Source organism: Nonomuraea sp. NPDC050478 (assembly GCF_044458265.1).
Classification (GTDB): Bacteria; Actinomycetota; Actinomycetes; order Streptosporangiales; family Streptosporangiaceae; genus Nonomuraea; species Nonomuraea ferruginea.
This window is the reverse complement of sequence record NZ_JBITHT010000020.1, coordinates 1-20,593: the sequence shown is the minus strand read 5'-3', so window position 1 is coordinate 20,593 and position 20,593 is coordinate 1. Positions and strand designations below refer to the sequence as shown.

The 20,593-nt window shown below is 65.5% G+C and carries 14 protein-coding genes, 2 pseudogenes and 1 CRISPR repeat array; of the genes and pseudogenes, 12 read left to right on the top strand and 4 right to left on the bottom strand.

All coding sequences use genetic code 11. The features are described 5' to 3' along the window. Positions 1-659 precede the first annotated feature (659 nt). On the top strand, positions 660-1,757 hold the full coding sequence (locus ACIBF7_RS44855) for an aromatic acid exporter family protein (RefSeq protein ID WP_271277796.1): 1,098 nt from the start codon (positions 660-662) through the stop codon (positions 1,755-1,757). Between the two features lie 233 nt (positions 1,758-1,990). Here ACIBF7_RS44855 and ACIBF7_RS44850 read toward each other — a convergent pair whose 3' ends face one another. Then, complete coding sequence (locus tag ACIBF7_RS44850; protein ID WP_397199917.1) at positions 1,991-3,421, bottom strand: sugar porter family MFS transporter; 1,431 nt, start codon at positions 3,419-3,421, stop codon at positions 1,991-1,993. 35 nt (positions 3,422-3,456) lie between these two features. Then, positions 3,457-4,509: a glucose 1-dehydrogenase gene (locus ACIBF7_RS44845; RefSeq protein ID WP_271277794.1), complete on the bottom strand. Its 1,053-nt coding sequence runs from the start codon at positions 4,507-4,509 to the stop codon at positions 3,457-3,459. Between the two features lie 165 nt (positions 4,510-4,674). Between ACIBF7_RS44845 and ACIBF7_RS44840 the strand changes: the two genes are divergently transcribed. The 8 genes and pseudogenes from ACIBF7_RS44840 to ACIBF7_RS44805 all read left to right on the top strand — a co-directional run bounded on the left by ACIBF7_RS44840 (position 4,675) and on the right by ACIBF7_RS44805 (position 15,921). Then, positions 4,675-4,974, top strand: a complete 300-nt coding sequence (locus ACIBF7_RS44840; RefSeq protein ID WP_271277793.1) for an acetate--CoA ligase family protein — start codon at positions 4,675-4,677, stop codon at positions 4,972-4,974. Continuing rightward, positions 4,971-5,780, top strand: coding sequence for an SDR family oxidoreductase (locus ACIBF7_RS44835; RefSeq protein ID WP_397199916.1), 810 nt, complete (start codon positions 4,971-4,973; stop codon positions 5,778-5,780). The genes ACIBF7_RS44840 and ACIBF7_RS44835 overlap by 4 nt, the downstream gene beginning before the upstream one ends. Before the next feature lie 466 nt (positions 5,781-6,246). After that, a pseudogene (locus tag ACIBF7_RS44830) lies at positions 6,247-6,707 on the top strand (transposase); the annotation flags it as partial. Between the two features lie 1,024 nt (positions 6,708-7,731). After that, positions 7,732-11,067 carry a DNRLRE domain-containing protein gene (locus ACIBF7_RS44825; protein WP_397199915.1) on the top strand — a complete coding sequence of 1,112 codons (3,336 nt, stop codon included), beginning with the start codon at positions 7,732-7,734 and terminating at the stop codon, positions 11,065-11,067. Between the two features lie 66 nt (positions 11,068-11,133). Beyond that, the gene (locus tag ACIBF7_RS44820; RefSeq protein WP_397199914.1) at positions 11,134-14,397 is read left to right on the top strand and encodes a LamG domain-containing protein; all 3,264 of its coding nucleotides are present in this window, start codon (positions 11,134-11,136) and stop codon (positions 14,395-14,397) included. A gap of 63 nt (positions 14,398-14,460) precedes the next feature. Then, positions 14,461-14,661: a NucA/NucB deoxyribonuclease domain-containing protein gene (locus ACIBF7_RS44815; RefSeq protein ID WP_397199913.1), complete on the top strand. Its 201-nt coding sequence runs from the start codon at positions 14,461-14,463 to the stop codon at positions 14,659-14,661. A gap of 108 nt (positions 14,662-14,769) precedes the next feature. After that, entirely contained in the window at positions 14,770-15,315 is a 546-nt protein-coding gene (locus tag ACIBF7_RS44810; protein WP_397199912.1) for a hypothetical protein, read from the top strand. Positions 15,316-15,582: 267 nt separating this feature from the next. After that, the gene (locus ACIBF7_RS44805) at positions 15,583-15,921 is read left to right on the top strand and encodes a type I-E CRISPR-associated protein Cas6/Cse3/CasE (protein WP_397199911.1); all 339 of its coding nucleotides are present in this window, start codon (positions 15,583-15,585) and stop codon (positions 15,919-15,921) included. A gap of 267 nt (positions 15,922-16,188) precedes the next feature. Here the strand turns inward: ACIBF7_RS44805 and ACIBF7_RS44800 are convergent, their stop codons facing one another. Together ACIBF7_RS44800 and ACIBF7_RS44795 are read right to left on the bottom strand one after the other, a co-directional pair. Next, complete coding sequence (locus ACIBF7_RS44800; RefSeq protein WP_397199910.1) at positions 16,189-17,310, bottom strand: transposase; 1,122 nt, start codon at positions 17,308-17,310, stop codon at positions 16,189-16,191. After that, on the bottom strand, positions 17,310-17,789 hold the full coding sequence (locus ACIBF7_RS44795) for a transposase domain-containing protein (RefSeq protein WP_397199909.1): 480 nt from the start codon (positions 17,787-17,789) through the stop codon (positions 17,310-17,312). Before ACIBF7_RS44795 ends, ACIBF7_RS44800 begins: the two co-directional genes overlap by 1 nt. 158 nt (positions 17,790-17,947) lie before the next feature. On the opposite strand from ACIBF7_RS44795, the pseudogene cas1e reads away from it, so the two are divergent. The 3 genes and pseudogenes from cas1e to ACIBF7_RS44780 form a co-directional block, all read left to right on the top strand. Then, positions 17,948-18,736, top strand: a pseudogene (cas1e, locus tag ACIBF7_RS44790) (type I-E CRISPR-associated endonuclease Cas1e); the annotation flags it as partial. Further along, complete coding sequence (gene cas2e / locus ACIBF7_RS44785; RefSeq protein WP_397199908.1) at positions 18,733-19,011, top strand: type I-E CRISPR-associated endoribonuclease Cas2e; 279 nt, start codon at positions 18,733-18,735, stop codon at positions 19,009-19,011. The pseudogene cas1e and the gene cas2e, both read left to right, overlap by 4 nt. Before the next feature lie 18 nt (positions 19,012-19,029). Then, positions 19,030-19,362: a CRISPR direct-repeat array (repeat unit 28 nt; unit sequence GTCGGCCCCGCACGCGCGGGGATCGTCC). A gap of 360 nt (positions 19,363-19,722) precedes the next feature. Next, positions 19,723-20,544 carry a BTAD domain-containing putative transcriptional regulator gene (locus tag ACIBF7_RS44780; protein ID WP_397199907.1) on the top strand — a complete coding sequence of 274 codons (822 nt, stop codon included), beginning with the start codon at positions 19,723-19,725 and terminating at the stop codon, positions 20,542-20,544. The last annotated feature ends 49 nt before the right edge of the window (positions 20,545-20,593 follow it).

Genomic DNA, 20,593 nt, shown 5'->3' with positions numbered 1-20,593 from the left:
TCCCAGCACAGCAGACCCCACCGACCGGCGGTAACGCTACAAATCCATACGATCACATAGCGACATCACAGGCATATGCTCGCGGAACGCACTCTAAGAGGCGACAGATCGTGCCGATGGCACCAGGAGGACCAGGGCCAGGTAAGACAAGGGTCAACCTCAGGGGAGAACACATCCTGCCCCTGCAGCGATATCCAGTGGCAGTCGTTCCCGATGGCACCAGTCTCACTGGTCAGACAGCAACGAGGCTCACGGTTGGGCATCAGATCTTGGTCGGCTGCTGTCGGACCAAGGCCTCCCATCCGCCCACTGTCCTTCCTGCACCAGCCACGACCCACCATTTACCGGGATGGACGCTGAGAGGGTCTCATGCCGGTCAGCGACGTCGGCACTCGATCCACCGCCGTGTTCTCGAAGGCCTGGTGAGGGCAAAATGCCACTCGAAAACGGAGCGCCCGCTACCCGACGCGGGCATGCTCGCGATAGAAGGTGAAAGACGACCCGGAAGCACCAGGTGGGGCACCACGTCTGAGGGTGCGGTGATGGCATTTTCCGCCGCGAGGCGATGGCTGGACAGGTGGGCTGACCTAGTCCCCGGCTTGGGCCGATGGCGGCGGCGGGGGCTACGCCGCTGGGTGCGGCGTGAGAGGCAGTTGCTGATGCCGACGGTGACGGTCACCGTCGGCTGCCTGGTGGCTTGGTGGATCGCCACCGTACTGATCGGCTCACCTCAGCCGGTGCTCGCTCCCACCGGCGTGCTGCTGTCGGTGACAGCGACCGCCTACAGCACCCTGGTCCAGGCCGTCCAGCAGACCATCGCGGTGCTGGTAGGACTGGCGGCTGCAATCGGCTTCGTGCAGGTGTTCGGCACCAGCGCCGCCACCATGGCCATCCTGGTCGCGGTCGCGCTGGTGGTCAGCAGAACCGTCGGCATACCCTGGCAGAACACGCAGGCGCCCATCACCGCCCTACTCGTGTTCGCCCTGGGCCGCGAGTACGGCATGGCGCGGCTGTTCGACATTGTCATCGGCGCCGTCGTCGGAGCCACGCTCATACTAGTGATTCCGCCCCGTCACGTGGGCCGGGCCATCAAGGACATGGCCGACCTGGCCGATAATCTCGCCGACCTTTGCTCCGAACTGGCGGAAGGCGTCAGGCAACCCTGGACCGCCCACCAGGCACAGAAGTGGCTGGCCCGCGCCAGACGCCTGTCCATCAGGCTGCGTTCGGCCCACGAGAGCGCCGAACGAGCCAATGAGTCCCTGCGTTTCACCCTACGTCGGGCGCGAACCCGCCAGCGCCTGCGCCGCATCATGCAGGCAGTCGCGTGCCTGGAGCACGCCTGCCTGCAACTGCGCGGCGTCGCCCGTGCCCTCGCCGATCTGGCTGCCGGGGTTCGCGGCCTGCCAGGACAGCACGAGACCAGCAGTTTTCCCCAGGTCTTCGCCGACCTGCTGGATGCGGTCGGGAAGGCTTACGCCTGTTTCGAGCAACTTCTGGTCGTCCCTGGCAACGGCGAGGACCTGCTCCGCCTGCGCGCCGCCGTAGCGGAAGGCGAGCACCTCGAACGCGCTGCCCGCAGGCAGCTGGCAGAGATCGATCCGCATTCACCCCTCTGGACGTTGTACGGCGCGCTGCTCGAGGACTGCGTCCAACTGCGCTATGAGGTCGATCCCGACGGCGGGCCGCATCGCGACGCGATCCTCCCACGCGCTCGTGAACAAGCAGCCTGGTTCACGTCACGTCGGCGACACTAACCTTCCGCCGTCCGGCGGCTGCAGCAGGTGCTCGGCCGCTCTTCGCCATCCATTGTCTACGAGGATCGAACACAACCTCGACGTAGTCCGTCAGGCAGAGTGGATCACCGCGTGCGGCAAGCCGTGGCTCGGGATCGTCCCATCCCGTCACACCAGCGACCAGGTCCCCAGTCGTCACACCGAGGCCCCGTGGTGTCCCTCGCCGGTGGGACACCACAGCCGTACTGAGCGGGTCAGCCCATCTCCTCCAGCTTGCGGCCCTTGGTCTCCCTGATCCATCTGGCGACGAAGATGAACGACAGCAGCGCCATGACGGTGTACCCGGCGTAGGTGAGCGGAAGATTCCACTCCGCGAGCGCCGGGAACGAGACCGAGATCAGCCAGTTGGCGAGCCACTGGGCCGCGGCGGCGACGCCCAGGGCTGCGGCGCGGATACGGTTGGGGAACATCTCGCCGAGCAGCACCCAGACCACCACGCCCCACGACAGTGCGAAGAACAGCACGAACGTATTGGCGGAGACGAGCGCGATCAGTCCCTGCGGGTCCGGCAGCGTAACCCTGCCGCCGGTCACCCTGGCCGCGCTGAACGCCCACGCCGTGGTGGCCAGCGCGATCGTCATCCCCACCGAGCCGATCATGAGCAGTGGCTTGCGGCCGATCTTGTCCACCAGCGCCATCGCGATCAGCGTGCCGATGATGTTGATGATCGAGCTTGAGAAGCTGATCAGCAAGGACTCGCTCTGGTTAATGCCGACCGACTGCCACAGTACGGTCGAGTAGTAGAAGATCACGTTGATGCCGACGAACTGCTGGAAGGCCGACAGAGTGATGCCGATCCAGACGATCGGCAGCAGCCCGAGCACCGGGCCGCGCAGGTCCTTCATCCCCGGCACGCCTTCGGCGCGCACCACGTGCTGAATCTCCGCGATGCGCTCGTCGAGGTCCACGTCTTCACCCTCGATCTCAGTCAGCACCTCGCGCACCTGCCGGGTGCGGCCCGACATGATCAGATAGCGGGGCGATTCGGGGAGTTTCAGTGCGAGCAGCAGATACAGCAAAGCTGGGATCGCGCAGGCACCCAGCATCCACTGCCAGGCCTGCAGCGGCCCCAGGTGGTTGCTGACGTTGCCGCCGGCGATGCTGGCGATTACGTAGTTGACGAGCTGTGAGACGGCGATGCCGAGCACGATGGCCAACTGCTGGAACGAGCCCAGCCGGCCGCGGTAGGCGGGCGGCGCCACCTCGGCGATGTACGCGGGCGCGAGCATCGACGCCATGCCGATCGCGAAGCCCGCGATCACCCGCCAGAAGCCGAGATCCCAAACCGTGAACGGCAGCATCTGCCCGATCGAGCTGATCATGAACAGCAGCGCCGCCACCTGCATGGACCTCGTACGCCCCAATTGGTCGGCCAGCCTTCCGCCCGTCCAGGCGCCCGCGGCCGAGCCCAGCAGCGCGATCGCCACCACGACCCCGGTTTCGACCGGTCCCACCCGGAAGTGGTTCTGGATACCGACGACCGCGCCGTTGACGACGGCGCTGTCGTACCCGAACAGAAATCCGCCGACGGCCGCGGCCGCCGCGATGAACACGACATGTCCCAAGCGCTCTTGACCGGCTCGGTTAAAGATCATGAGAGTTCCCCCTGATGGGGGCATACCCATCAGGTCACTCTCAGTAGCAGACTTGGGGAGTTCCGCTACGTGGTGAGGTCGATGACGACCTTGATGTCGTCCCCAGGCTCGAGAGCCTCAAGTGCGCGGTCCAGCGGCACCCGCCGGGTGATCATCCGTTCGAGCCACCTCCGATCGGCCTCGGCCAAGAAGGTGGCCGCGGCCCTGAAGTGGCGCAGGTTCGCGTTCACGCTGCCGAAGACCACGTCGTTCTCCAGCACGATCTCCCGGTTGATCATTCCGGGGTCCACCCGATGCTCGCGCCCCCCGGGCGCGAGCCCGCACAAGCACAGAGTGCCCGCCGCCGCAGTCATCGTCATGGCTTCGATGACGAGCCTCCCCGCACCGGTGCACTCGATGATGACGTCGGGTTTGTGCTGGTGGAAATCCACTAGGGACGTGCCCGAGTGGTAGGTGCCGCCCAGGTCGGAGACCATTCTCGACTTGAGCCCTCCTTCAGGAGCACGGTCCAGCACGTGCAGCTCGAGCCCTCGCTGTCGCCCCAAGAACGCGGCCAGCAGCCCGATCGGCCCCGCTCCCGTCACCAGCAGCATGTGCGGCTCGAACCAGGCCCGCGTGCCGATCCTGTCGATCTGCTCCCACGCCTTGGCGACCACGGACATGGGCTCAGTCAGCATGCCGACGCTCTCCAGCGACGGATCCAGGCGCGCGACGTGCGCGGCCTCAACCGTCCAGCGCTCGCTCCCGTACCCGTCGAGCTCCTTGATGCCGCGCTCGGTGTAGCGGCCGTTTCGGCACATGTCGAACTCGCCACGCAGGCACGCCCCGCACGGCACCGGATCGGGGCGGCGTACGACACCCGCCACCAGGTCGCCAGGCGAGAATGCGGAGCCCGCTGGCGCCTCCAACACCCGGCCGAGCGACTCGTGCCCCATGACCATCCGGTCCTTGCCTGGCGGCGGCCAGCCATACACGGCGGCGGCCAGCTCCCTGTCCGTCCCGCAGATGCCCAGGGCCAGCCCTTGGACAAGCAGCTCCCCCGTGCCCGGGTTGGGGCCGGGCACCTCCTGCACCTCCAGCGTCCCCTTCTTGCCTGGCGCAAATGTCAGCGCACGCATCTGCAACACCCCCGGACTGGTCCCTACCCCGGACGTTCAGGAGAATACGTACCGCGCCCGCGAGTGGGACACCCGTGCAGGATCGATCGAGAAGGTTAGCGTCCACGGCACGGCGCTCGGCGCGACAGCGCCTTCGGACCCGTCGTCCTCGTCGGGATCGGCGGCGTGCAGGCCGAGCTCTACCGGGACGTCGCACTCGCTCTCGCGCCCATCGGGGTGGGTGAGGCCCGTCGCCTCGTAGAGTCGCTCGCCGGCCTGCCCCTGCTCACCGGATTTCGCGGCCGGTCGGCCGTCGACCTCGATGCGGTCGCCGAGAGCGTCGCGGCCGTGTCCCGTCTCATCGCACAAGACGCCGGTGTCGTCGAGTGCGAGGTCAACCCACGCCGCGCCGGCCCTGACGGTGCGATCGCCGTCGACGCCCTCGTCCTTGCCGCCTCAACCCCAGTGAAGGATGCCACTCCATGATTGAGAAGTCTCCGCTCGCCGAGTTCACCGACCAGGTCGCCGTCGTCACGGGTGGCGGTTCGGGCATTGGCCGTGCCATCGCCGTGCGCTACGCCGCCGGGGGAGGGAACGTCGTCGTCGTCGGCCGCCGAGCAGAGCCTCTGGAGGAGACGGCCCGCATGATCGAGGACTTCGGTGTCAGCGCCGCCGTCGTCACCTGTGACGTGCGCGACGCCGACGCACTCACGGCAGCGATCGACGGCGTCGCGGCTGAGCACGGACGCATCGATGCGATGGTGAACAACGCGGCCGGCAACTTCGTGTGCCCGGCCGAGAACCTCTCGCCCGGCGGCTGGCGTGCCGTGGTGGACATCGTCCTCAATGGCACCTTCTACGGCACCCGCGCCGCGGGCCGCCACATGCTCGAAGCCGGCCGGGGCGCGATCCTGAACGTCATCGCCAGCTACGCCTGGCACGGGCACCCAGGAACCGTCCACAGCGCCGCGGCGAAGGGCGGCGTCCTCGCTATGACGCGCACGCTCGCCTCCGAATGGGGCGGACGCGGGGTGCGGGTCAACTGCATCTCCCCGGGCCCCACGGAGACGGAGGGGGCCGGTGCCGCACTGTGGCCGACCGAGGAGGACCGGCGCCGCGTGCTCGGCAGCGTCCCCGCGAACCGGTTCACCACCCCGGAGGAGGTGGCCGAGTCGGCGGCGTTCTTGCTTGACCCCCGGCGTGCTGCTTACATCACCGGCGACGTGCTCTCGGTCGACGGCGGCCAATGGCTCGGCAAGGTCATCTACTCCGATTCCTCGGCACGGGCATGAGAGTCCGGCAGAGAGGCGTGTGCTGGTCCAGGACATAGGAAACCCAGGACCCGCCATCGCCAACTACGCCAAAGAGCCTCCTCGGAGTCTCTTATCACGGACGCGCTCACCCTGCTGGACCAGTTGGCCGGCCACGACCTGGACGAGCTCGGCGCGGATGCGGTCGGCCTCATGGCATTGATCGCCTGCTAAGACGTCGAACCCGCCGATGGGGACCCGCTGCAGCCGTGACCAAGGGTCCGCACCTGGCCGACAAGCAGCCCAACCTCGGCGAAGCATCCGTCGTGCTTCGGGCACACCAGGCGAGGCGGCGTGGCTGGCCACGACCGCTCCCGACAAGCTCACCGCTGATCCACTGCCGCCGGTTCTCGGCCTGTCCGGCGGCAATCATGCCAACGGGCCCTGCCCCCGACGTGTGGACATCTTGAATACCGGATGATGGAGATCCGGAGACAAGGAGTTCCACGTGGCGATGAAGTCGTATCCGCCGGAGTTCAAGGCGGACGCCGTCGCGTTGTACCTGTCCGATCCGGGACGGACGCTGGCCTCGGTGGCCGACGATTTGGGGATCAGCCGGGAGACGCTGCGTAACTGGGTGCGTCAGGCGCAGGCGGACGGCACCGCGGGCGCGAAGGAGCGGGGCCCGGTGAGGAAGCCGGCACGTGGCCCGCTATCGTCCGACGACGTGCTGGAAGAGGAGAACAAGCAGCTCAAGGCCCGGATCAGGGAGCTGGAGATGGAGCGCGACATCCTGCGCCGGGCGGCCAAATATTTCGCCGGAGAGACGAACTGGTGAGCCGCTTCGAGTTCGTCGAGGACCATCGGGACGCCTTCGGCGTGAAGCGGCTGTGCCGGGTCTTGAAGGTGTCCCGCTCAGGGTTCTACCGGTGGATCAAGGCGGCGCCGGCCCGGGCCGAGTTCGCCCGGACCGGCGCCGCGATCCCCGCTCTGGCCGCCGTCGGCGTCTGCACGATGACCGAGGCCGCCCGCTTCCTGCCGGTCGCTCCCCGTACGCTGGCCGGCTGTTGCGCCGTCGCCGACATCCCGCTCGACGGCCATCACGACGCGCTCATCGACGCCCGGGCCGCCGCCGAGCTCCTGCGCCACTACCTCAGGCTCGCGCACCCGGACGCGCCCTGGGCCCACGTCCTCCACTCCGCCTCCGCGCTGACCTGGCCGGCCATCCCGCGTACCGACACCGACCCGGTACGGCGGGGCGTGTCCGCCGAGCGCGACACCCATTTCCTCGCGCGGCTGCTGGACAGGCTGCCGCGCGCCTCCGACACGGTCCGCGCCGACCCCTACTTCACCCTGCTCGACCAGGTACTTCTCGACCATCACATCTCGGCGGCCGAAGCCGACGCGTTGATCGCCCTGGCCGCCCAGCTGGACCTCAGCCGGGCCGATGCCGTCCGCCTGCACCCTGACTACCTGAGCGCGCTGGCTCACGCGGCCAAGGCCGACGGCATCGTCACACCTCCGGAACGCGGGGAGCTCGGTCGGGTAATCCGGCCGCACCTTGGCGACCATCCGCACCGCTCGGCGGCGCAGCTCGGCGGGATAGGGAGACTTACCAGGCATGGACTCGATCCTCTCAAGAGATCAAGTCTCCACCGAACCCGGGGCGATTCATTGTGCCGTCTGGGCGCGTTTTGCGTGTCCGGCAGTACCGAATGCTGACGGCACGTTACGGCAGGTACGAGCACACAGCGAGTACGGCGGCGGCATCCGGCGCCCCGCCCCACCCGGCGCGACCCCGACTAGCTGTAGACGCATTCCCGGATTCGATCAGATCGCTTGAACTGTATGAACGGAGTAGGCAGGCGCAGTGATCGCTGCCTCGACCTCGGTGGCGGAGGGTGTCGTTCCCGACGCTGAAAAGGATCTTTACTTTTAGTTCTGCCTTATGTGATGATCACTCTGTTCTGCAACATGCGTTCGAAAGGCGCGAATGAACCCATCACGAACAGCGTCCGGCTTATCGCGCCGGACGCGCCGCTGGGCTGCCCTGATCGCGGCCCTGATCATGCCGCTCTCGCTGATGAGCGCACCCGCGATCGCCCAGAGCCCCACGCCCCCCACCACTTCCACCCCCGCCGCCACGTCCACGACACCGCCCAGCGCTCCCGACACGCCCACCGGTAAGGCGCTGGCGCAGGTCAAGAAGGACAACCGCCGCGTCGAGATCGAGGCGCTGCGCTCGGAGAAGGCCACCTACTACGCCAACCCCGACGGCAAGACCGTGCGGATGGAACAGCACCTGCACCCCATCCGGGTCAAGAACGCCAAGGGCGACGGCTTCACCCCCATCGACACCACGCTGGTCGAGACCGGCGGCGTCATCAAGCCCAAGGCCGTCAAGGGCGAGCTGACTCTGTCGGCCGGCGACGACGCCTTCGTGCTGAAGAGTAAGGGTGGCAAGGGCTCGGCCACCATCGGCAGCCCCGGCGAACTGCCCAAGCCCACCCTCAAGGGCAGCACCGCCACCTACCCCTCGCTCTACGGCAAGGGGATCGACCTGGTCGTCACCGCCACGGCGACCGGCTTCAAGCAGGAGATCGTCCTGAGGGAGCGGGTCACCGGCCCGGTCAGCTTCCGCATCCCGACCACGGTGCCCAAGAACCTGGCCCTGGAGGAGGACGCCGCAGGTAAACCGGCGCTGCTCTCCCAGGGCAAGAAGATCGCCGACCTGCCTCCGGCGCTGCTCCTCGACGCGGTCGCGGCCGACCTCGACAGCGACGCCGACGCGGGCAAGGTGGGCAAGGCCGCCGTCACCCTGGACCAGAGCGCCTCGGCGCTGGTCTACACGCCCGACCCGGCTTATCTGGCCGACCCCGCCGTCGCCTACCCGGTCACGCTGGCCGCGTTCGACGACGACTGGTGGGAGCCCGAGCTGGGCAACGACACCTTCGTCAACAACGCCGACTACCCCAACGGCTACGCCAACAGCGGCCTGGACCGGATCCTGGTCGGCAAGTCCAACAGCGGCGCCGTCCGCTGGCGCAGCTACATCCGCTTCGACGAGTTCCCAGCCGACCACCCCATCCGGGGAGCAACAATCCAGAACGCCGATCTGGTCCTGTGGAACCACCTGTCCAGCGACTGCGGCCTCTTCGTCGGATCCGGCATCACCGCCTACCAGGTGACCGAACGCTGGGACGTCTCCACCCTGACCTGGTCATCCCAGCCGCGCATCACCACCACCGGAGCAGACACCGAATACGCCGGCTACGCCAGCACGAACTGCACCGGCGCCATGAACTACCCATGGGACCTCATCCACTCCGTCGACGACATCGTCCAGGCATGGGCGGACGGCGAGCCGAACTACGGCTTCCAACTCACCGCCGGCAACGAGTCCGACCTCACGAACTGGCGCCGCTACCGGACCAACGAGGCCGGCGGCTGCACCACAACCCCGCGGCAAGACTGCCTGGGCACACTCCACCCACCCTTCCTCACCGTGGATTTCGAGCCGCCGATCCCACCCCGCCGGGAAACGGTCGTTATCACCTCGCGTGAGCCGCTCACCTCAATCCCTGAATACGAGGAAGCCCTCACCAAGTCGATTTATGTGCCGGAAACGCCTGAATCAATCGATTCGCTAGCAATGAGCGAGGAACTGGCTGCCGCCACCGAACAGCATCGGGATGGTGAGGGCTCCTTCATTGGAACCGACAACCTCTCTCCGAGCGTGCCATATCCCGGCGACGGAGATGACAGCGACAATCCCGACGGCGAGGACACGGCAACGCCACGGGTACGGACGACAGAACCAGCCAACGACGCTACCGAAGTCCCCCTCGACTCCCACGTCCGAGCGACGTTCAGTGAGCAGGTCTACGGAGCAATCATCTCAATAAAGAGTGCCCAAGGTGCTGACGTCCAGGGCACCACCGCACTCGACAGCAACGGAGAGATTGCAACCTTTACCCCTACGCAGCCGCTCCGCCCCGGCACCAGATACACAGTTGACGTGTCGGAAGCGACTGACTCGTGGGAAAATGAGATGATTCCCTACTCGTGGTCCTTCCGGACAGTTGACCAAGCAGCCGCGCGTTGGACCCTTGACGAGGGAGACGGCCGTACCGCTGCCGACTCGTCTGGCAACAATCATGATGCAAGTCTGAACGACACCGCGTCATGGATCACCGGCAAGAGCGGAAACGGGATCTCCAACGTGCCGTCGCAGGCACGCACCACCGCCTCTGCGGCAGCGGTCAAGCAGGGCAAGGCAGTCGAGGTCGTCGATGAGACGACCGCGACCAGCATCACGTACGCCCAGCCGGACGGGAAGACGTTCAAGACCGAGGCCGCCGCCGGTCCGGTACGGGCCAGGCAGGGACACAGTTGGGTGCCGATCGACACCACCCTGGCTGAGCAGGGAGGCAAACTGAGGCCCAGAATCCTCGCCGAGGGCACGCTGGTGGAGTTCTCCGCCGGTGGTACGGATCCGTTCGTGACAATGTCGGCGGACGGGAAGTCGTACGCGTTGCGGTGGCCGACCCCTCTGCCGAAGCCGACGGTCAAGGACAGCGCCGCTACCTACACCGACGCCGCCGGTGTCGGTGCTGACTTGGTGGTGACGGCATTGCCGGACGGGTTCCGGCACGAGGTGGTGCTGCGGCAACGGCCCACCAAGCCGCTGCAGCTCCGGATCGGCGTCGAAGACGACGGCCTGACCCTGTCCGAAGGCAAGAACGGCCGGCTGCTGCTGAAGGGCAAGAACAAGAAGCTGGTCGCCGCAGTGGCGCCGACGACCGTGTTGGACAGCACCAAGGGCCGGCCGGCCAAACGCGGCGAAGCCAGCAACGAGCTGTTCACCAAGGACGGTCGCACGGAGCTGGTGGTCAAGCCGGACCAGGAGTTCCTAGCCGACGCCGACACCATCTATCCGGTGCACGTGACCGCGGTGATCACCCTGCCGACAATGGCGGACGCGTGGATCTCCGACTACGGGACACCAGGATCGAGCACTTACCGCAACACGACGCTGTGGGTGGGCACCTACGACGAAGGTGAGCCGCTGCCGCTGGTGGAGCGCGCCTATATGAAGTTTGACACTACCGCGCTGACCAACGTCAACGTATTGGCGGCCACGCTCGGCGTGCGCACCACCGAGGCCTACGGCTGTGGCGATGCCCAGTCCGGCATCAAGGCTCAGAGGATCACCGCCGGCTGGACTGACACCGAATTAACCTGGGATAACAAGCCCGACGCCACCACTGCCGGGGAAGCCATCGCCACCGACTACCCAACCTGCGCCGTGCCAGGGACGATGAGCTAGAACCTCGCCGCCATCGCCCAGGCATGGGCTTCAGGCAGCGCCAACCACGGCATCGTGTTGCGCGGCGTGGACGAGACCCTCGACGGCGGCCGCCCGCAGTACAACCGGGCCTTCACGTCGTCGAACGGCACCAACAAGCCTACCTTGAGCGTCACCTACACGCTCGGATCCACGCCTACCGTCAGTGGGCCGCAGATCAGCCCGGCAACCAGCACAGGCGGAACGGTGACCGTCACCTCGCTCACCCCGCAGCTGGCCGCCACTGTGGCCGACACCGCGGACGGCAATCTCACCGGTCAGTTCGAGATCGAGCACGACCCAGCCACCACCGGACAGGGAAGCGGCCAGATCTGGACCGGCGCCTCACCGGCCGTCACCTCCGGCAGCCAGGCCGCCACCATCGTCCCCGCCGGGAAGCTTGCCGATGGCTGGAAGATCCGCTGGCGGGCGCGCGCGGCCAATGCCACCACCTCGTCCACCTCGGCGTGGTCGGACTGGCAGACCGCCACCGTCGACGTGCCCAACCCGACCGTTGACGCTCTCCAGGTCACCCCCTCTCAGGTGATCGACGGCGCCACCGTTGCCACCAGCCTGACCCCGGCCTTGCGGGCCACGACCACCGACCCGTCTGCACAACCGCTGCGGGTCGAGTTCGAGGTCGAGCACGACCCGGCCGTGACCGGGCAGGGCACCGGCCAGATTTGGGCTGGCGCCCTCGACAACGTCGTCTCCGGTACCCAAGCCACGGCCACTGTCCCCGAGGGGAGATTGGCCGACGGGTGGAAGGTGCGTTGGCGAGTGCGGGCGGTGAACACGGCCACCACAGTCGGCTCGCTCTGGTCGGACTGGCAAGCCGTGACTGTTGATGTTCCGGACCCGGTCTCCGAACCAGTCGTGGGCGCGCTACAGGTCACCCCGTCTGAGCAGGTAGATGGGACCACCGTCACCCCCACGCGCACCCCGTCGCTGCTCGCCCAGGTGATCGACGCGGCCGGCAAGCCGCTGCGCGCCGAAGCCGAGATTGAACACGACCCGGCCGCGACCGGCCAGGGCACTGGCCAGATCTGGAACGGGGCCGCAGACAACGTCCCGGCCGGTACCCAGGCGAGCATCGCCGTCCCGCCGGATACGCTGACCGACGGGTGGAAGGTGCGCTGGCGGGCTCGCGCAGTCTCGGCCACCACCACCTCCGCCTGGTCGGACTGGCAGTCCTTCACCGTTAACGTACCCAAGCCCAACGCCACCGGCCTGACCATCACCCCGTCCAAGGTGGTGGACGGCGTGACGGTGACCGACTCGCTCACCCCCACGCTGCAGGCCACCCTCACCCACCCGGCTGGCCAGCCGCTGCGGGCCGAGGCCGAGATCGAGCATGACCCGGCTGCGACCGGCCAGGGTACCGGCCAGATCTGGACCGGTAGTGCAGACAACGTTGCCTCTGGCACCCAGGCGAGCATCGCCGTCACGGCGGACACGCTGACCGACGGGTGGAAGGTGCGCTGGCGCTTGCGCGCCATAAGCGAGCAGGCCGCATCAAGCTGGTCGGACTGGCAACAGGTCACCGTCGATGTCGTCCAGCCGGGCGAGGAGCCCTTGGCGCACACCGCCGGGCCAGTGATCCGCACTGACCAAAGCTTCACCGCCGCTGCCTGGCTGCGCTGGAGCGATAAGGATGGCAACTACACCGTCACTGAGCAGCGAGGCACGCACCAGGCACCCTTCCAGCTTGGCAACACCTCCGAGCATGGCCTGGTGTTCACTTTCACCAGCGCCGACGCCGTCGACGCGACGGTGGAGGGCGCACTGTCCAATGTCGAACCACCAGTCAATGAGTGGTTCCATCTAGCTGGCGTGTACAACGCGGAGGACAGGACCGCTTCCCTGTATCTCAACGGGACCCTCATCAACCACTCGCCCGTCAGTTACACAGCGTGGAACGCGGACACTGCGATGACCTTGGGCAGCAGGATGCGAGGCAGTCTCGACGAGGTCCAGATCTACCAACGCCCGCTCAGCGCCGATGAGCTCGCCTATGTGATCGCATCGGCCACGATCCGGGCACCCGCGACTGCGCCCGCGTCGCAGAAGGAAAGCTCATCGACCCCAGCCGCCGCTCAAGCTGACGATTTCGATTACCAGCGCCTCACTCTGCAAGATTGCATGGTCAGCCCGAGCGAAACCGGCTACGCGGAGTATGACTCTCGCATTCGGGAGATGCCCTACAACTCGTGCTGGTCTGCCTACCTCTACGTCCAGGACTTCGAACAAGACCCCGACTCCCTCAACATGAAGAAGGCGAACGCAAAAAGCTCAACCTCAGGTAGAGGCTCGTGGGGTAAACAGATCCTAGACGAACTATGGGACGGAATCACAGAACCATTCGACGATGACGACGCGTTCCGATTTCGCGCCACCTGGGTTATTCATAGCTACCTAGGCGATAAGACCGGCAATTCAGTGGTGGACGGTGCGGGAACGGGCCTGAAGCCTACTGACCTGAAGATGTGGGTCCGCCTGGACGATTTCGCCGTCGTCGACGAGGACGGGCGCGTCAAAAAATCATCAGGACAGCTGAGCGGACTGCCCATCCGGGCGATGGTGGACCAGGGATCATCCTCGTCCAGCACCGACTGCGGCGACGCCGCGTGGACAACAGCAGACGTCTCAGAATGGCACGCCCACCCTAACGCGGAGGCCCTCTTCCACCCTAAGCTCCCACCCTCCGGCGTGGCTATCTGTTCAGTTATGCCCGCCGTCAACATCTACACCGACGACGGAACGCTGACGCTCCACCTTTGGAATCAAAAGGTCTTGGATGAGAACGGCAAGACCATCGGCATACGCCGTCACGGCAGCGGGAGCCCTTACAACCTCAAATGGCTGCCAAACTTCCGTTGCGACAGAAAAGCCTTTGGCGCCAACAACCCGGATGTCGAAGACCGAGTCGGGGGCTGCGTCAACACGAGAGCCAAGCGCGTATGGGTCATGTCTAAGAGTAGAGACAGACAGTGGACACAGGTCACTGAGCACATCGAAGCTGCACTGAACCCTAACAACAAGCAAACCTTTCCGCCGCGCAGATCGGGCCATGATTGGACACAACCGTCATATCCTCCCACACGCAACATGCTGGGCAACGAGCAAAACAAAGCAATACCCGGAAACTGGGCTGCGCCAAGGGATAGCGATGCGGGCCACCCTCTGACACGAGGTACGGCAGGGGTAACCAATCCTGCAAACCGGAAACATTTCCAACAAATCGACCTGCATATGGATGTGGGAGCATCTGAGGAAAATCACTGGCTTCTGGAAAACGTCGCAAGACCCTAGTATATAAACCTATGCAAATACTACGAACGTAGCAAATATCCAAATCCGGACAAGCCTCTAGTCTTGCCCTACAAAAAGTCTCTGAGCTGCGACGAATACCCGTTTGCCGCTACGGTAGAAGGCGCCGCATCTGCACAGGGAAACTACTCCCTTCGTGTGGTGGACACTGAAGCCAACAGGCTCCATGGAACAGCACTCAGCAAATTCAATGCTGACTTCCGCGTAAGCGAGGGCAACAAGTTCTGGGTTCTAATCGAAGACTGAGCCTGGCTAGACTTAATCTGCTATAATCCAGAGGGTGAGGGCCATTTAATGGCCTCCACCCTCTGCTTGTATCTCCAAAGAACAGTCCGAACCAAGTGGAGTCAACCTATGAGAATCTTCCCCGCCGAAGCACAAAAAGGCCTTCTAGCCGAGCATGGACTCTATGGTTCGTTCGCAGCAACATGGGTTAGCATCGAAAATATCAACGACGTGGCGACCCGCTTGCAAGTCGCGCCAGAAGCAAGAACGACATGTGATTTCGAGACTGCCATGAGCTTATATGAGCCTAGCTCTGGGATGCGACGGGTATGGGTTAACCGGCATGCACCCGGCTGGTCCCATATTCTCACCCTTAGTGGCGCGATGCCGTCCGCTGAAGCCCTAAGCCTTGACAATCAACGCGCTTTCGAACTCGCATGCAATGGTGAGGTGGACGAAATCTACCCTCTATCATATACACGTGACGGAGTATCCGATGTAGATTTTTTTGAGATTCCCGAATATGTTCCATATTGGGACGACTTAGAATCTCCTCCATTCATGCCGACGGCAGAAGAGCTGGAGCAGCACCTCATCATAATGGGTAGAATCTCAGGGCGATTCTATGATCGGGAGTGGTTTCTATCGGAGGGCCTTCTATTAACGGTTCCTTGAAAATTTTGATCCACCTCTGCAGATGCAGAGGTTGGAAGGTTGAGGTTTGCCGGCTTGGTTGCGTGCCTTTCGCCTAGCCTTGGGCTTTCGTGCGCCCAGCAGGACGGAGGTGAAGTCGTGACGTAGCGGCTGATATGTCTGTTCGTAAGCTCGTCGTCGCTTACCGGTGGGAGTTCGGTCCGGGTAACTGCCAGGAGGCCCGGTAGCAGGCTGGTGTGTACCGCTTCAGAATCCATCGCGTAGGGCTTGAGCGGGGCGTCCTCCGGTGTGGCTACGCGCCTCGGTGGTACTCGTCGATCACCCGCCGAGCACCTTCCGGCGTTCGATCCGGCCTTTCAGGGGTACGACGGTCCGCTCGTCGTGATCGGGTGGTCGCTGCGCGCGGGACTGGTGCGGCCGATGACCGTTGTAGTGATCGGCATACTCACCGAGCACCGACCGCAGCCCGTCGTCTTGTCCACCGCCACCTTCGAAGGAAAGCTACGCGTAACGGATACGGCCGCGTTCACTGAGCGACTCCTGGGCGGGATCGGCCCGGCCAAGTCCTACGGCTGCGGCCTGCTCACGCTCGCACCCCTCCACGGCCCCCGCGTGCAGGCCGATTGATGGCCGACATCTGGTGGAAGGCCCACCGCCACGACTTGCATCGCATCGCCGACCGCGTCTCCAGCGTCTATGTCGAACGCAGCCACGGTTGTCGTCATCAACAAACGTGACACCGTCCGCGTCCCCGCCGCGATGGTCGCCGTCATGCTGATCGGTCCCGGCACCCGCATCACCCACGGTGCCGTCCAACTCCTGGGGGATTCCGGCACTGCTGTGTGCTGGATCGGTGAACAAGGCGTCCGCGGGGCTTCACCCAAGGCCAGGTAGTTAAGGTTTTTGGGCTGCTGGCAAGAGTGCTGGGGAGATTGACCGGGCGGTGTAGATGCCGGGTCCGATCTTGTGGATGAGCTGGCTGCTGGCCCAGCGGGACAGCTGCCGGTACATGGTGTTCAGGGTGACATCACCGAGGTGGCGGGCGATGTCGCGGGCCTGCCAGGAGCGGCCGGGATCTTGGTGGAGGAGGGCCAGGCCCTGTTGTTGTCGGCGACGGTCGGCTGTGGCGAGGGGGCGTTCGTCCCGGGAGGCGGCAGGCGGCGTGGGCGTGGGTTGCAGGAGGGTGATGAGCAGGCCGGTGATCGTGCGGCTGTGGTCGGGTCTGCCGTCATCGAGTCGTTCTTTGTAGCGGGAGACGGGTGATTTGACCTTCCGGGTGCTCACCCGCAGTCGGCGGGCTGGGAGCAGTCCGGCCAGAAGGGCGCGGGCGATGGCTCCGGTGGCTGGGTTGGGGTCGTCGCCGGTCACGTCGGCGGCTTGGATGACCTGGTCACGGGCGCTTTGCAGGGCGATGGTGAAGGAGCAGCGGTCCGGGTCGGTGCCCGGCAGAGACTCCGCGGTGTCGACCATGACAGTGCGCAAGAGTTGGTAGAGCGTGAGCAGCGCCCACATCTCCTGCTCCAGGCCGGCCGGGTCGCCGGAACGCAGGACTCGCCCGAGCATGAGGGTATGGCGCAGGGCGTAGTACGCCGATTCGTGCTCCCACCGCTGGTGGTAGAGCCTGACCAGGACGGCGGCCGGGTAGCGGCGGGCGTCGGTCAAGGTGGTGACCAGCCGGTAGGAGCCGGTGAAGACGGTGCCGTCGACGCAGGTCACGGTGATCTGTGCGTCGATGATCCGCACGTTGACCGTGCCGATCACGGACAGGTAGGAGCCGTCGGCCAGGCGGGACAGGATCGGCGCGCGGCGGTTGCTGCGCAGCCGGCCCAGGACTTGGGCACCGGTGCCCGTCACCGTGGCGAGGAAGTCGTTGCCGTCGAAGCCCTTGTCCCACAGCACCAGCATGTCCGGTCTCAGCAGGTGCAGCAGCCGCCCGGCGTACTCGGTCTCGCCTGTGGCGGTGGGCCCGAAGACAGCCCCGATCAGTGCTCGGGTGCCGGTTTCGACCAGGGTCATCAGCTCCAGCTGGGGATAGCCGCCGTGGGCGAGCCGATCGAGCCAGGCCCGGTTCCGGTCGGTATCGGGTGCTTCAGCGAGCTGCAGCCGTCGAAGGAGACCGTCCGGTAGCGGCCGAACCGCACTCCGGGCGTTACCGGCTGGGCCAGCGGGCCACATACCACCTCGAACAGCGCCCGCATCGGCGCGGCGCCCACCCGGCGGCGCAGGTCGCGTAACGCCTTGGCGGTTGGTGAGGCGACAGCGGGCAGCCCGGCCAGCGCGCTGGTCATCTTGTCCCAGACGAGCCGGTAGCCGACCTCCGGGAACAGACACATCGCCAGCAGGAAATACACCCCGACCCGCGAGGGAAGTTCCCGGAGCCGGTGCTGCACCCGGCCCGTCTCCGCCAGTACCGCATCCACCAGCTCGAACGGCACGACCTGGGTGAGCTCTCCCAAGTGGCCCGGTGCGAACACCCCCGCAGCTACACGCACCACCCGGGAAATGACAAACTGATCCCGCAACGGGACTCCACTCTTCAGATGATCTTCGCCGACATCTGATCTACAGGAGTCCCGTTGCACATCTCAGCTGATTGACAAGAACCGAGTTCCCTTAACTACCTGGCCTTGGGGCAAGGCCCCGCCTCTACGCCGCAGGTTTGGGTCCCAGCCGCGGCGCCGGATTGCTCTACCGGCAGGCCTGGCTTGTCACGCGTCCCAAGGAACGCCTCGCGGTCGCCCGCGCGATGTATGGCATGCGCTTTCCAGGCGAGGATGTCTCGGCCATGACCATGCAGCAACTACGTGGCCGAGAAGGCGCCCGCGTCCGCAAGCAGTACCAGCACCACTCCCGCCGTACCGGTGTTGCCTGGACCGGCCGCGACTACCGTCCCGGCGACCCCTTCGCCGCAGGTGACGACCTCAACCGTTTGCTTTCGGCAGCCAACACCGCACTGTACGGAATCTGCCACGCCGTCATTGTTGGGCTCGGCGCCAGCCTCGGGCTCGGGTTCGTCCACACCGGGTCAGCCACCTCCTTCGTGATGGACATCGCCGACCTTTACAAGGCCGAATACACCATCCCCCTCGCCTTCGACCTCGCCGCTCAAGGCCTGACCGAAGAACGCGACGCCCGCCTCGGACTGCGCGATCGCATCGCCCAGGACAAGCTCCTCGCGCGCATCGTGCGCGACATGAAGACCTTGTTGTCACCGGATGGAACCGACATTCCGGAGATCGATGTCAACGAGCTCTGGCATGAGAAGGTCGGCACGGTCGCGGGAGGTGTCAACTGGGCCGGAACCGAAGAGTTCCCTGACGATCCTCTATTCGTCGAGTTCGCCCAAGCCTCCATGGGAGAGGAACACATCGCGATCATCGGCCCCGACTTCGACAACCAGACCGACGACGGCCCTCGACGCGGCAGCGAGGCCGACACGTGACCGTTATCGTCCTCGTTGCCGCCCCCGAAGGGCTCCGGGGCCATCTGACCCGCTGGATGGTCGAAGTCAGCGCTGGCATCTTCGTCGGCAACCCCAGCAAACGGATCCGCAACCGCATCTGGACGCTGCTGGCCAACCGCATCGGTGACGGACAAGCCGTCCTCGTCGAACCCGCCGCCAACGAACAGGGGTGGGCCATCCGTACTGCCGGCAAGGACCGCTGGTACCCGGTGGACTTTGACGGACTGATTCTCTCCGCCCGTAACCGTCGATAAAGCCGCAGGTCAACAAGTGTCGGCCCCGCACGCGCGGGGATCGTCCCCAGAGCGCCATGAGGAAGATGCGCCCGATCATGTCGGCCCCGCACGCGCGGGGATCGTCCGGGATGGGGTGCGGGTGCGCCCGGCACGGGGGTGTCGGCCCCGCACGCGCGGGGATCGTCCCCGTCCATGTGACGCTTGATCTCCGTACCGGCCGTCGGCCCCGCACGCGCGGGGATCGTCCGCGGATCCCCGACTACGGTCACGGCGGTCACGGGTCGGCCCCGCACGCGCGGGGATCGTCCCGGTGCGCGTCGGCAGGTTGGTGTCGTCGCACAATCGGCCCCGCACGCGGGGGGATCGTCCGGGCGTCCCCAACTACAAGAGCCTCTGGTGGAATGCGAGAGGACTCGGCCTCACCAGCATGACTTCCCAGATGCCTGACCGCTTCTGCGCGTAGGTATCACTACCGTCGATCCCTATTTACGGTACGCGTATATTGTGCTTTTATCCTTGACTCTTACATTCGAAGGAGAGGCAGGGCGGATTTTCGCCGCATTCACAGAGATGCGTGGAGGAGGGGGTGTTGCTCAGGTTGTGATGCGGTTGCGACAGAGTCATGATCCAGTCTTGGGTTTGCGCAGTAATATCCACAATGATCAGATTTCATACGAAATCACTGCTGTCGCAGCGCTGATCGCCTTCTCGTCGTGAATGGGGGCTCCTGTGCGGTTCGCCATCTTGGGCCGGCTCCAGGTCGACCGCGGGGGAGAGCCGGTCGAGATCACCCGTACCAGGAGGCCGCTGCTGGTCACACTGTTGCTGGCCGGCTCCGGCGGAGTCGGCGCCGAGACGCTCATGCAGGCGGCCTGGGGCGACACCTACGGCCGACAAAACTCGCTGAAAACTGCCTTGTCACAGCTTCGCCGGCTACTTCCGGGGCGCATTCCGTCCGCGCGTGCTCATGGATACCGCATCGCGCTCCGCCCCGGAGACCAATTTGACCTGGTCGAATTCCGGCGGCTGGCTGAGGAGGGCAAGGCCCGGATATCAACGGGCGATCAACAAGCCGCAGTCGACTCGTTACACCGGGCACTGAAACTGTGGGGTGATCCTCCGCTGGCCGACGTGCCCGAGGACCCCATCCGATTGGCGACCTGGCGGCAAGAACTGCTGTGGGAGCGAAAAGTCGCTCAACAGGACCTCCTGCGCGCGCGGCTGAAGACCGGCGAACACCAAGAGCTCCTCGGCGACCTGCGCCGGGAGCTGGCCGACGATCCGCTGTCGGAGATCCTCAACGCCTTGCTGATGACCGCCCTGTACCGGGCGGGCTATCGGGTGGAGGCGTTGCGGCACTACGACATGCTCGCGACGCTGCTGGCCCAAGACACCGGCGCGGATCCCGGGGCGAAGCTGCGCCGGTTGCGTGACGAGATCGCCGCCGACACCCTCGACCTTCGAATTCTGGACGAAGACGAACCGGCCACCTCCGCCACCACCTGGGGGTGTTCACGAGTGTGCCTGGCCTGGAAAGCAGCAGAGGCATGAAAGATCGCTTCCCGAGTTCCGCGTGATCGTTTCCCAGGTCGAGTGAGGC